The sequence below is a fragment of the Massilia sp. PAMC28688 genome (genome assembly GCF_019443445.1).
Classification (GTDB): domain Bacteria; phylum Pseudomonadota; class Gammaproteobacteria; order Burkholderiales; family Burkholderiaceae_D; genus Telluria_A.
Window position 1 is genome coordinate 4,087,489 of the sequence record NZ_CP080378.1, and the last position, 12,233, is coordinate 4,099,721.

Genomic DNA, 12,233 nt, shown 5'->3' on the forward strand with positions numbered 1-12,233 from the left:
TGGAGCGCCTAACAAAACCTCTCGACATACCTCCAACAGATGAGTGAGCAGGCGAGCGAAAGAAACGCTTGGTGGATGTCCGCTTGCCGTTCATAACGGATGCGCAATCTGCGAAAACGGTGTCGCCACCCCGGGGTACGTTCAACGACCCAACCCCACCTGCCGGGCCTTTCGCGTGAATCGACCCCGTCGCGTGCTATCCGTATTGAGATTCCTCGCCGGCGCAACCAGACTCGATGTGCTATCGAAGCGTACGCTCGATCAGCGTGCAGCTTATCTGGACGTTTCCGCGCACGGCCGGGTAGGCCTTTAACAGCTGGGATCGATTCTACGAGTGGAATGAGGAGGCGCGAATCATTACCTGAGCGCCGGTGATTTTAGCCACGAGGGGCAGGCCACGCTGAAGGTCATGCCGCTGCCGCACCCAAGCTCACGCGGCAGGTATTCCCAAGGTATTCCAGTTTTAAGAACAAATAGAATGCCCGTGAGGGACCTTCGTGACACAACCTAGTTTCACATCTCAATGTCACAAGTTGCTTCTAAGTCAGTCCCCCATCGCGAAGAGAAGCTTTTTGGCTAACTGGGCTTCAGCGACTAGTTCAAGCAGTTGCGTAATGATCTGTTTGAGTTCCTCCACCTGAACTGTTTTCCAGTCTTCGGCTTCCAATGACTGAACCTCGCCAAGCCAACCTGTGAGGACGCGGAAGTTGCCGCTCCTCTCGGAGAGGTCTAACCTGGCTATTTCAAGCTCTTGAATCGCCACGAGTTTGCTAGACACTCGCGAGCCGCTGGAAATACTGCTTTTCATATTCGACCGGCGATAAGTCATTGCTGAAGCTGTGCCGGCGCTTTGGATTGTAGAACATCTCGATGTAATCGAAGACATCCTGCTTTGCTTCTTCCCGTGTGCCGTAGCTCTTGCGCTTGATTCGCTCCCGTTTTAGCAGCTGAAAGAAGCTCTCGGCTACGGCATTATCGTGGCAGTTCCCGCGCCGGCTCATGCTCTGCTGCAGGTTATGCTCGTCCAGGAAGTCGCGCCAGTCGTAGCTGCTGAACTGGCTGCCTTGATCGGAATGCACCATCACCGTATCCTTGGGCTGCCGACGCCAGACGGCCATCAAGAGTGCATTCATCGCCAGCTCGCGATCGATTCGGGAGCTCATTGACCAGCCGATCACCTGACGTGAAAACAGGTCCAGTACAACCGTAAGATAGAGCCAGCCTTCGTATGTGCGAATGTACGTGATATCCGTTACCCAGACGCGATTCGGTTCCTGCACATCGAACTGGCGTTGCAGATGGTTAGGCGCCACCAGGGAAGGGGCACCGCCGCGTTTGTATTTCCGCTTGGCGTAGCCGGTTTGCGAACGAATCCCGGCCGACCGCATAAGACGGTGGACGCGATTGATACCGCACTGTTCACCGAGCTCGCGCAGGTCGTCGCTGACTTTGCGGTAGCCGTACACGCTGCCGCTCTCGAGCCATGACTCCTTAATGGGAACCAGGAGGCGCTTGTCTTCCCTGGCGCGGCGGCTTTCAGGGTTCAGGCGCCAGGCATAGAAGCCGCTTGGGTGCACATCGAGCACTTTGCACAGCCGGCGCACTGGAAATTGGTCCTGTAACTCAGCAATTAAGGTGTACCTTACCCGGACGTCTTGGCAAAGTACACCGCGGCCTTTTTCAATATGTCACGCTCCTCCGTGACGCGCTTGAGCTCGGCCTTCAGGCGCCGCATTTCGTCGGACTGAACGTCGACAGCCTTGCGCTGCGCCTCGGGCACGCCATAGCGCTTCGTCCACGCATACAGGCTATGGATGCTTACCCCGAGCCGCTCCGCTACTTCGCTCGCTGGATGCCCACGCTGGGCTACTTGCTTGACTGCTGCAATCTTAAATTCCTCTGTGTACCGCTTGCCGCTCATATATTCTCCTTGTGCCCGATATTATGGCTCGGGAGTGTCTACAAATGTCGTGGCGATTCAAATATTAGCGGCACGACGACAATCGTGCTCAATGCAACGACGAGCATTGCTGAAGGTTTCACAGCGCGGTCCAGTCTCGCATGGCGTTCTTAGTGCCCACTTGAAGCGTCATAAATTTCCGTGTGCGCCAACCAAGACGGGATCTGCTCGCCCCGCAAATGGCTGATTCTGGTCGGCAGTTCCCGATTGTACTCGACGAAATGCGGCTAACCATCAGGCCGCCTCTGCCCCAAAGCTGACCTTCGCACCGGCCTCAGCCGTGGGAACTTCTTGACTGAGTACTCCATGGCGAAGCTGACAATTCAGGCCATTCTGCTGCCTCAGCCTTATCGGCTTGTGAGTTAGCGGATTATTGAGCAAAGCCCTGCGATCGCGAGGCACAGCAACCCAGCTGCGCGCAGGCGTGGTGACGCGGGAAGACTTTGTCGGTAGAAATCGACCAGCCTTGCGAATTCTTCGTCCCTTATCCGCTTTGGGAGGGCAAAGACGAGCGCGTACCGTAGGCCTAGGAGTAGCGTTAAGAGTGCCAAGGACATGGTTACGGTAAATGCGAAATACCACCCAGGCTCGCCGGCGGAGAAAGTGATCACATCACCGCGTCGTGACAAAGTTGTGATCGCGCCTTCACGCCAACTAAACCATGTTTTATGCGTAAGATATACGCCGATGCTTAGCAACATAGCCGCGTAACCTAAGCAACGGATCGAACCGTTGCGGACGAAATTAGGAAAAATAATCATGTCAAACAGGTTACCTGGTGCGAGCTTAATGACTCGGAGAAGTCAGGAATGCGGCACTTGGGAAAGACCGCTTTTGGCCGATACCAAGCCTGTCGGCCGATGATAGCAGCTTGCCCCCCCGGAAAGCACCCAGTTAAACTGACGAGTGACCGGAAACGCCCCAAAGCTGACACTCGAACCTAGAAAAAATCAGCACCTTGCAGTGCACTGCGACGTTACAAACGCCGTGCGCTGAAGTAAGGTAATGGGCATTCACTGCAGTAGTCCAGAACCCGAGCGCCCCTGGACAGTCACTTGCGATGGCGACGCCGCAGTTGGTTGGATTGGCGCGCGCTGTGGGCATTTTGGCGCACCCTGGACATCAGTTCTACCATCGCCTAAGCCTTCGCTTCCAGGAAACTAAAAGCTCTGTCAGGTACGTCCTGCGACGAATCGGCGGGCCGTGGTAGCGCCTGCGAGAAAGAATATAAAGAAGCAGGTGTATCTCGTCCCCGTCATCCATATTGATTCGCTATGCCCCAACGACAAAATTAGCGCCGGCGCGACCACAACTGGTATCCAATCAAAGAGCCAGAGGCGCTTCAAACCGTAGCGAATATTCCTGTCCGGTGACGCAAGTACTCCAACAACAATGGATACCCCCAAGACTGCGGCGAAAAATCCCCCATCATCGGCCCCTCCATTCCATAGGATTCCGTACGCGCCCAAGGTGAGGACCGTGCTGGCTAGTAGTACGACTATCAGTTGTTTAAAGTTTTTCATTGTTCACCAAGTCGTTCCGCCACCCACAGTGATCGTTTCGCCCGAGCCCCCAAATCCACCATTACCCGAGCCCCCAAATTCGCGCTCACGCTCGGGTGTCATCACTTCCTCTTATTTTCGAATGTCTGCTGTTAGCCGATTCCTGCATGTTGTGACAGCCAGCTGTCGACCCCAAGCGCGCTGCCGCGCTTTTACATCACCGACATCCAATCGTGACGATCTAGCTCGGCTATAAACAAATCCAGACTCTGATGGTCGAGAGTAAGCGGCCAGCCCAGCCACCTTCTACCAGCGTTTAAGTCTGTGTAGAGTTTGCGAACGGTAGCAGCGAGTCGATTTTGCTGTTGGGGCAGGTGGGAAGCTTTGCGAGGGTGTCGGCGAGCCAGCGAGCCGGGTCCAGGCCGTTAAGCTTGGCGGTAGCGAACAGGCTCTGGATGGCAGCGGCGCGGCGGCCCGCGCGCTCGGAGCCGGCAAACAGCCAGTTCTTCTTGCCGATGGCGATGGGGCGTATCGCATTCTCGACCGGATTATTGTCAATCGGAAGGCTGCCCGAGCTGGCATAGCACTGCAGCGCCGCCCAGCGCTTGAGAGCATGCTCGATGGCCTTGGCCGTGCCACTGCCAGCAGCGACGCTGCGCTGGGTCGCCACCAGCCAGCCATGCAAGTCGGCCAGCACTGGCATGGCGAGCTGCTCACGCAACGCTGCGCGCTGTTGCGCCGTCATCCCCGCCGCTTGCTGCTCGATGGCGTACAGCTGCCCAATGCGCCGTAGTGCTTCCTCGGCCACCGGGCTGCCGCTAGCAGCGTGGACGTCGAAGAACTTGCGCCTGATGTGGGCCAGGCAAGCGAGCTCGGTGGGGCCTGCCGTAAACAGCGCCTTGTAGCCGACATAGTCGTCCACCATTAGATGGCCGCGCCATTGCTGCAGGAAGGCGCGAGCGTGCGCCCCAGCGCGACTGGTCTGGTAATCGAACACGACGATGCCCGACCCGTCATCGAGTACGTTGGAGCGGTAGGCCCACAGATAGGCGTGTTTGGTCTTGCCGCTGCCAGGATCGAGCTGGCGCACCGGGGTTTCGTCGGCATGCAGGCAACTTCGTTGCCTGAGCAGTTCGGCCAAGCGGTCAGCCAGCGGCTGCAAGGCCACACCGATGCGCCCGATCCATTCGCCGAGCGTAGAGCGGGCCAGTGGCACGCCGTCACGCGCGGCAATCTGTTCGATGCGGTAGAGGGGCAAGTGGTCAAGGTACTTGCACACCGCGATCCAGGCCAGCAGCCCGACAGCGGCCATGCCGCCGTCGATGACGGCTGGCGGGATAGGCGCCGCCGTCACCGTCTCGCAAGGACGGCACGCATACTGCGGGCGGATGTGGCGATGCACGAAGAAGCGCGCCGGTTCCACGTCCAGCTGTTCGCTTACGTCTTCGCCGATCTTGACCAGGTCGGCGCCGCATTGACCGCACAGGCACGACTCGGGCTCATGACGGTGCTCGATGCGTTCCAGATGCGCTGGCAGCGGTTGGCGCCCGGCGCGCTTGCGCTGCCGATTTACGGGGGCCTGCGCTTGAAGTTCCTCGTCGATGGCTGCCAGGTCCGTATCGACCGTTTCTTCAAACAGCAGCCGCTGCGCGCCGACGAGTGCTTCGCTGGCCTTGCCGAAGCGAACCCGCTTGTAGTACGCCAGCTCGTGCGTCAGCGCGGTGATCTTGAAGTCCTTCTCAGCGAGCACAGCGTCGCGCTGTGCCAGCTTGGCCTGCTGCTGCTCGAACAATGCCTGCACCTTCGCCAAGGCGGCAGGAGCGATATCCAGATCGGCGAGTTCGTTGAGCAGGTCCATGGCTCAGTAGTTTACAGAGCACGGACGATGTTTACAAGCGAAACAGTTTACGTCCTCACAGTCGCCACTGCGCTGGTGCCGGTGCCGACAGGCGTTGCCAGTCCACGCCAGCGACCAGCCATTGCCATTGTTCGGCGCTGATCTGCCAGCAGGCGTCGTCAACTTGGGGCCAGACAAACTGGCCCCGGTGCAGGCGGCGCAGGCACATCCACACGCCCGTGCCATCCCAGCAGACCATCTTCAGGCGCGTACGGCGACGGTTGGCAAACACGTATGCCGTGCCATCGCATGGCGGCCGCCCCAGCGCCTGCTGCACATGCAAGGACAGCCCGTCGATGCCGATGCGCATGTCCACCGCTGCCGTCGCCAGCCAGATTGCATTGGCCGACAGCTGCATCAAAGCGCCCGCATCACTTCGGCCAGCCAGCTGGCCGGTATCGCGCCGGGCAGCGTCAAGGTCCAGCCGCGCTCACTACGTAGCGTGATCGTCGGCATCGCCGCCGGCACGCCCACCACCCGCACCGGTAGCAGCGCCGACGTTTGCACACCCGTCAATCGCCGCACCCAGTAGCCGACCTGGCGCGCTGGGAAACCATGTTGGATTGCGTAGGCGCGCTGGGACAAGCCGCTTGCCTGCCATTGAGCTACCCGCTCCTGCCATACCTGCTCGCGTTCCACGTTGTTCACACTGTCCTCCTAAAGTACGAGGGATGCAGTGTGGCCAGTGTGATTAGGAATTCATAGGTGGGCCGGCTGGCCGCTTACGGTCGAGATCGAAAACGGCACAAAAGCCGCCTTTTCGATGTTGCTCGACCTCATGGACGCGGGTGACCCCCGGTGCACTTTCAAGGAACAAGCGTAACGTATCTGCCGTGTCGTTAGGATCGTATCGTTGTCGTCGCATGAACCGCTGAGCTTGACGCATCGTTGCCTTTCCGCTTTGTGCTTTGTAGTGCTCCGACAGACCGCTTCTGGCCCAGGCTGTGTAAAAACGCAGAAAAATTTGGCGTGAGAAAAAATCGACCCTCCAGAACGGCCGCTACGCGATTTTCTCGGTGCGGAGAATGGTCACCCTACCCATGAAATTTACATGCTTCTGCGTTTTTACACAGCAAAGTCCCGTTGCCTAACACGCTTACGCCGTCGACGACTCCGTAAGAACGCATGCGTTCTTCGATTTCTGCAAGGGGTGTAGCGTTTTCTAGTTCCCACGCAAGGCGAATTTCCATACTCGATTGATGTCGCTGAAATTGCAGAAAAAGGTTCACTAAACTTGTCGGGCACAGACCCGCTGGGAAGGTCCGCTTCTGGCCGAAATCAGACGGATACAAAAATCGCGTCGAGCGCGGCTTTTAGTCGTTCGTCGTCATCAACAAGGTGACGGTACTTTTCAAACGAAAGGGTACCGTCATTAACCTGCTTTTCCAAAAATATAGCTAGCCTCCATGCATCGGGATCATTCTTATCGAAGTCAAAGTCAATGCCGCCGACATCTGAAGTCCGGTAGACGTTGACTCCGATTCCATGGGTATAAAAGAACCAGGTCGTTCCGGGAATCTGATGAGTGCCCCGAAACTCGCGACGCAGGATATCCTGTGGATCATCCAAGTCAAATGATCTCTTTAGTAGCTCCTTGGCCCAAGCCATTTCCGCATGCCACAAAGGGATTATGCCCCGGAGCAGCCGTACATCCTCGTTGAGGTTGGGCAAGCTATTGGTTTGAACCATTCCGCTCCCTTATCGATTGGATAAAGCTCATGCTGACTTTGAGTAATTTGCTCAGGGGGTGCCGCGCCACGACCGTCCGATTCTGCCCGTTCTCGGCCGTTCGTCACATGATATCAGTTGCCCATACGTAAAGTTCGCAGCCGGCCTCGACAGGCAGCTATCGCCCCAAAGCGGACATGTAGCAATCCGACCTTGTCGTTTACAGCGCCCGGCGCTGGCCGTGCGCCAAGCGCCTTTTGTCGCGACTATGACCACAGAAGCGCAGTTATTGCTCGGCCTGTGGCCAGCCAATGAGCCAGAGCTTCTTTGGCTGACGCAACACTAACTGTGGAGGCGAGCGAAGCATTGAACGTTGACCCATCCTCATCAAAGAATACCGCTTCACCCCGTGGAACCGTCGTGACATCCCGAAAGGAACCATAGTGCTCCCTGTGTTCGTCGAGGCGCACGTATGCGCGCCCTGCGCAAAGCCAAACGTAGAAGTTGCCGTAGTCGGCATGATCGCGAATGTCCGCGACATATATGACAGCCGTCTCATCGTCCACGCCAGAGACTACAGTCGATGCCTCCACCGCTTCAGCTACAGAAAATTTCTGCAATGTGGGCTGTGGTTGAAAGCGTGTGATTTCAATCTCGTACATATGTATGCCTAGCGAAATGGCGGCTCAACGAACGACGGCTTCTGGCCGAGGCTGTGTAAAAACGCAAAAACACAAAATTTTCGTGGGTCGGGTGACCATTGCCGGCATCGAGAAAATCGCGTAGCGGCCGTTCTGATGGGTCGATTTTTTCTCGCGCCGAATTTTTATGCGTTTTTACACAGCCTGGGCCGATCTCGGCCGTTCGACACATGATATCAGTTGCGAGAATGCAAAAGTGGGAGACGGTCTCTACAGGCAGCTACCGCCCCCATAGCGGACGTCAGGCACTAACCGCTTGCGTCAGTTGCTCGACGTCTTGAAAATCACGCAGCGCTACATTAAAGCTGTATTCCATGTCGATGGCATTTAGATCTATGGGGAGCGCTCTCTGAAGCTCCAGCGCAAAAACTAGCGAGCATGGGTTCAGCCCCTCAGCGGTAATGGTCTCCGCATCTTTGCTTAGACGGATGATCGTGCTTGTTCCTGCATATCCATACTCACACTCGAAGATCGCGCCAATGAAGTCTCCACGCCTCGCGTTCGTCGTGCCGTTCATTGCCACGATAGCGCTGATCGTCGACTCAACGGCGAACTTCTGATCTTCGCCAATGAAAATTAACAGTTTTGTCATAGTTGGAAATGCCTGTAGGTCCGCTTCTGGCCGATCTCCGACGTTCGGGATAGGATAGCAGATTGCCCACGGGAAAAGCTGGCATGTGTCACGACAGGCAGCTTCCGCCCCAAAGCAGACGTTTCGGCTCAAAAGGCGAGGCCGCATCCATGCGAGCTCTTGACCGAATACCTCCGGGCGTGAAGCTGTCGGCCGTTTGGCTGACGAGAGGTGTTCAAGAAAGCTGCAAAAGACGATTCTTCAACATTTTCCAAGCCATATCACGATTTAAATGACCATTTCGTTCTTCCGAGCACTCAACCATAATTCCAGAAGGTAGATGCGTAATCCGAACGCAACATTTTGTATTGACCAAGCCCTTTGGCAATAGGAATCCAGCTGCCACGGGAACGCGAAAGGTTTCGATGCGCGCAACTGTTGGATCAAAATTTTCGTTATCCGCAATGGAAAAAATTCCCATGTTCGTATTCCAAAATTACTCGCGGTATGAATTGCAGGATCGAATACTGATTCTCGGGTATAAATTCGTAAATAACTCGTGGTTTGCGTGAGGTTCCGCTTTTGGCAGCTGAAAGCGGCCTGCCGCGGGATGATAGCACCTTGCCAAGTGGAAAGCATCCTCAACGTCTACGACCCACCACAAGCTAGCGAGTAGGAGTTTTGTTAGGCGTTCTTAGCCCGGCGGGGCGCTGCACGCGGCGTAGTCGGTATCGAACCAGCCTTGCGGCTCGCAGGCACCGCTGCCAATTGCCTGTACCCGCGCGCGCCGCTGCAGGTGGGCTGCCGCGTTGCGCACCGGGTGCAGTTCGTTAGGCGCGCGAATCATGCCGACCAGGCCACTGAATTCGGCTTGCGTCAGCTGCGCCAGCGGTTTTCCCATCAGCGCTGCGGAAGCCTGTGCCAGGCCGCGCAGCTGCATGCCTTGGTGCCGGCCCATGTATACCTGGTCCACAAACAGCGCAAGCTGCTCGTCCTTGCTCATGTGCGCATCGAGCACCAGCGCCGTGACGTCGCGCCCCAGGTCAATCTTTTTGCAGCAGGCGAACACGCGCCGGTACAGCGCCTGCAGCGTGCCACGGACGCCGGTCAACTCCGTGCGGAACAGGAAAACGTCGCGCGCCAGCGACGAGGTGAGGGTGGTCGCGCCCTGGCCGTTCGCCAGGCTGAGCCCATGGTGCGAGCGGAAGGTGGGGTCCTCGATCTGCAGCAGCAATGCGCTTTGCCGGGGTGTGAGGAGCGAGGGCGCGTGCGCCACCGGGTGCCGGGCCAGGATGGACTCGATCGACGATGCCGCCCAGATGGCCACGGTGGACAAGTACACGGCGATGAAAACGCTCATGCCGATCAGGATGCGGCGCAGGGAGTGACGCATGATGCCTTTATGGGAATTGAGCGCGCCATTGTAGATGACATCGTCCATCAATCAAGGCCTGGCGGCGCGAATCGGCGCTGTGCGCGCCCCGGATGCTATGCTTCGCGCAGTTTTGTTCAATGAGATGCGCATGAACCGAGGTATGACCCCTGCAGCAAACCCGCTGCCTGCACAATTGCGCGCGTGCGCACTCGATTGCCTGACCGAGGCCGACCCGGCCCGCAAGGTCGGTGCGGTGGCCGCCATGGCGGGCGCGTTCAAGGCCGGCCAGCTCGATATCGACCCGGGACGGGCCCTCGCTGCTGCCGCGCCCATCCCGGGGCGGCCAATGCGCCCGGAGCTGGTCGCGCCGCGCCTCGTGGGCCGGCGCTCCATGGTGACGGTGGAGGGACGGGCCATGCTGATACACGCGCTGGCGCACATTGAATTTAACGCCATGAACCTGGCCTTGGACGCGATATGGCGTTTTCCCGCCATGCCGCCGGAGTACTACGCGGACTGGCTGCGCGTGGCAGCCGAGGAGGCGACCCACTTCGACATGCTGGCAGGCCACCTGGCGGTGCTCGGCCACGCTTATGGCGACTTTCCCGCGCACGACAGCCTGTGGGAGATGGTGGGCAAGACCTGTGACGATGTCCTGGCGCGCATGGCGCTGGTGCCGCGCACGCTGGAAGCGCGCGGGCTCGACGCGATTCCGCCGCTGCGCGCCAAGCTGGCGCAGGCAGGCGACATGGCAGCGGCCCGCATCCTCGACATCATCCTGCGCGACGAAGTGGGGCATGTGGAGGTGGGCAACCGCTGGTACACCCACCTGTGCCAGGAACGGGGGCTGGAGCCGCGCGCGACTTACGCGGACCTGGCAGTGCGCTACGAGGCGCCGCTCATGCGCGGTCCTTTCAATATCGAGGCCCGGCGCCGGGCCGGTTTTACGGAAGCAGAACTCGCGGCACTGACTGAAAGCGCTGGCAGTGCGCTCCATCACAACCCAGCCGGGTAGCCAAGTGTCAGCGATCCCGCTCGCAGTTCATGTATGATTTTGCTATTAAATCATCTCGGGGAAATCACTTGAAAACTGTACCGCTGATTATGCTCGCGCTCACCCTGGCCGCGTGCTCGAGGCAAGAAGCTGCCAATCCGCTCGATTCCGTTGCGCGCCGTACCTGCATGGATACCATCGAGTCCCGTGCCACCAACCGCGATTCTGTGGCCTACGGCGACGACATGCCGGTCGAACGCAGCAAACCCGACGGCCAGATGAATGTGACGGTCAAATTTTCTGCCAAAAATGAAATCGGCATGGCCTCGAACATCGTCGCCAACTGCGTGGTGAGCGCCGACGGCAAGACCTTGGTCAGCATCGCCACCAAGGAAGGCCGTTGACGGCAGCCCGGCACGCCATGGGGGCTTCACAGTCAATGCACATGACACTGCCATACTGGCAGTTTGCTATCAATTGACCCGATCATGCCATTTACCCCGTTTCACCTCGGCGCCGGCGCGCTGTTCAAGGCTGCCGGCGGCCGCCATGTGAGTTTCCTGGTCTTCGGCGGGGCGCAGGTGCTGATGGACATCGAACCGCTGATCGGCATCATCCAGAACAAGCCGGTCCTGCATGGCTACACGCACACCCTGGCCGGCGCGCTGGCCATCGGCGTGCTTGCGGCGCTGATCGGCCGCCCCCTCAGCGCCGCGGTGCTGCGCATGAGCCAGGTCCCGCACTATTACCTGACCTGGCGCGCGTCATTCGCAGGCGCCTTGCTCGGCACCTTTTCCCACGTGGGGCTGGACGCCCTCATGCATCACGACATGGCGCCGTGGTGGCCGTTTTTCGCCGGGAATGACCTGCTCAGGATCATTCCGCTCGATGTGCTGCACATTCTGTGCGTGATGCTGGGCGCGCTGGGCGGCGCCCTGGTCGCGCTGCGGGCGCAGCGCGAGGGCTTTGTGTAACACCCGGCCAGGATCATTTTTTGCGAATCTTGTTGTGGATGTCATTGACGGCCATCAGGCCCGCCGATCCGTAAAACTTGTGATACTCGGCGACCATTTCACCATGGATGATGACGGGATCGGCGGCCACATACTTCTTCGCTTCTTCAATGTCGGATGTGGCAAGCACAAACAGCCCGCGCATATTGTTCACGCCATCGAGCGGGCCGGCCAGGGCCAGCTTTTTTTCACTGGCTAATTTGTTGATGTTGGCGAAATGGCCTTCGAACATCCTGGTTCGTTCCGGGCCGGCTTCCATTTTCTTCGGCCCCGTTTTCAGCAGGACCAGCACATAAGAGCGCATGCCATCGTCGTTGCCTCCCAGGCTGCTGGCCAGTTCCGGGTCTTCGGCCTGCTTGAGTGGCGCGGCCGGCGTGGCCTGCTGCGCCCACGGCGCGGCCCATGGCGTGATCAGGGCGGCCAGCAAGGCCAACTGGGCGAGTTGTCGCATGATGAATTCCTTATGAGTTGAACAAGGAGATTTTAGCCCAGTCACAGTGCATCTTTCGATTTTTGATGCAGGTCAAGGATTTTGCGCGGCCTGATCCTTAG

Annotated in this window: 14 protein-coding genes and 1 pseudogene; 3 read left to right on the top strand and 12 right to left on the bottom strand. The window is 58.5% G+C overall.

Annotated features, from left to right (window positions below):
- Positions 1-8: 8 nt before the first annotated feature.
- From KY495_RS18370 to KY495_RS18420, 11 genes and pseudogenes are all read right to left on the bottom strand, one after another.
- Positions 9-498: pseudogene (locus KY495_RS18370) on the bottom strand (transposase); the annotation flags it as partial.
- Between the two features lie 46 nt (positions 499-544).
- Positions 545-763 (bottom strand): hypothetical protein, encoded by a 219-nt coding sequence (locus KY495_RS18375; protein WP_219880797.1) that lies wholly within the window; start codon positions 761-763, stop codon positions 545-547.
- A gap of 7 nt (positions 764-770) precedes the next feature.
- Positions 771-1,921 (bottom strand): IS3 family transposase gene (locus tag KY495_RS18380; protein ID WP_219880798.1). Its coding sequence is split into 2 segments (ribosomal slippage): positions 771-1,681 and positions 1,681-1,921, totalling 1,152 coding nucleotides; the frame shifts between segments, so codons are not numbered across the junction.
- Between the two features lie 1,857 nt (positions 1,922-3,778).
- On the bottom strand, positions 3,779-5,320 hold the full coding sequence (locus tag KY495_RS18385) for an IS66 family transposase (RefSeq protein WP_219880373.1): 1,542 nt from the start codon (positions 5,318-5,320) through the stop codon (positions 3,779-3,781).
- Positions 5,321-5,375: 55 nt separating this feature from the next.
- Positions 5,376-5,717, bottom strand: coding sequence for an IS66 family insertion sequence element accessory protein TnpB (tnpB, locus tag KY495_RS18390; protein WP_219880374.1), 342 nt, complete (start codon positions 5,715-5,717; stop codon positions 5,376-5,378).
- On the bottom strand, positions 5,717-6,007 hold the full coding sequence (locus KY495_RS18395) for a hypothetical protein (protein WP_219880375.1): 291 nt from the start codon (positions 6,005-6,007) through the stop codon (positions 5,717-5,719). The genes tnpB and KY495_RS18395 overlap by 1 nt, the downstream gene beginning before the upstream one ends.
- 630 nt (positions 6,008-6,637) lie before the next feature.
- Entirely contained in the window at positions 6,638-7,048 is a 411-nt protein-coding gene (locus tag KY495_RS18400; protein WP_219880799.1) for a hypothetical protein, read from the bottom strand.
- A 245-nt stretch (positions 7,049-7,293) separates the two neighbouring features.
- Positions 7,294-7,689 (bottom strand): hypothetical protein, encoded by a 396-nt coding sequence (locus KY495_RS18405; RefSeq protein WP_219880800.1) that lies wholly within the window; start codon positions 7,687-7,689, stop codon positions 7,294-7,296.
- A 280-nt stretch (positions 7,690-7,969) separates the two neighbouring features.
- The gene (locus KY495_RS18410) at positions 7,970-8,320 is read right to left on the bottom strand and encodes a hypothetical protein (protein WP_219880801.1); all 351 of its coding nucleotides are present in this window, start codon (positions 8,318-8,320) and stop codon (positions 7,970-7,972) included.
- Between the two features lie 214 nt (positions 8,321-8,534).
- Entirely contained in the window at positions 8,535-8,780 is a 246-nt protein-coding gene (locus KY495_RS18415; protein WP_219880802.1) for a peptide chain release factor-like protein, read from the bottom strand.
- Between the two features lie 213 nt (positions 8,781-8,993).
- Positions 8,994-9,740, bottom strand: coding sequence for a transglycosylase domain-containing protein (locus KY495_RS18420; RefSeq protein ID WP_219880803.1), 747 nt, complete (start codon positions 9,738-9,740; stop codon positions 8,994-8,996).
- A 94-nt stretch (positions 9,741-9,834) separates the two neighbouring features.
- Here KY495_RS18420 and KY495_RS18425 point away from each other — a divergent pair, with 94 nt between their 5' ends.
- The 3 genes from KY495_RS18425 (at position 9,835) to KY495_RS18435 (ending at position 11,642) form a co-directional block, all read left to right on the top strand.
- A complete protein-coding gene (locus KY495_RS18425) occupies positions 9,835-10,689 on the top strand; it encodes a ferritin-like domain-containing protein (RefSeq protein ID WP_219880804.1) in 855 nt (284 codons plus the stop codon).
- A gap of 68 nt (positions 10,690-10,757) precedes the next feature.
- Positions 10,758-11,072 carry a hypothetical protein gene (locus tag KY495_RS18430; protein ID WP_219880805.1) on the top strand — a complete coding sequence of 105 codons (315 nt, stop codon included), beginning with the start codon at positions 10,758-10,760 and terminating at the stop codon, positions 11,070-11,072.
- A gap of 84 nt (positions 11,073-11,156) precedes the next feature.
- Positions 11,157-11,642 carry a metal-dependent hydrolase gene (locus KY495_RS18435; protein WP_219880806.1) on the top strand — a complete coding sequence of 162 codons (486 nt, stop codon included), beginning with the start codon at positions 11,157-11,159 and terminating at the stop codon, positions 11,640-11,642.
- 13 nt (positions 11,643-11,655) lie between these two features.
- On the opposite strand, the gene KY495_RS18440 is transcribed toward KY495_RS18435, so the two are convergent.
- Entirely contained in the window at positions 11,656-12,132 is a 477-nt protein-coding gene (locus KY495_RS18440) for a YciI family protein (protein WP_219880807.1), read from the bottom strand.
- Positions 12,133-12,233 lie beyond the last annotated feature (101 nt).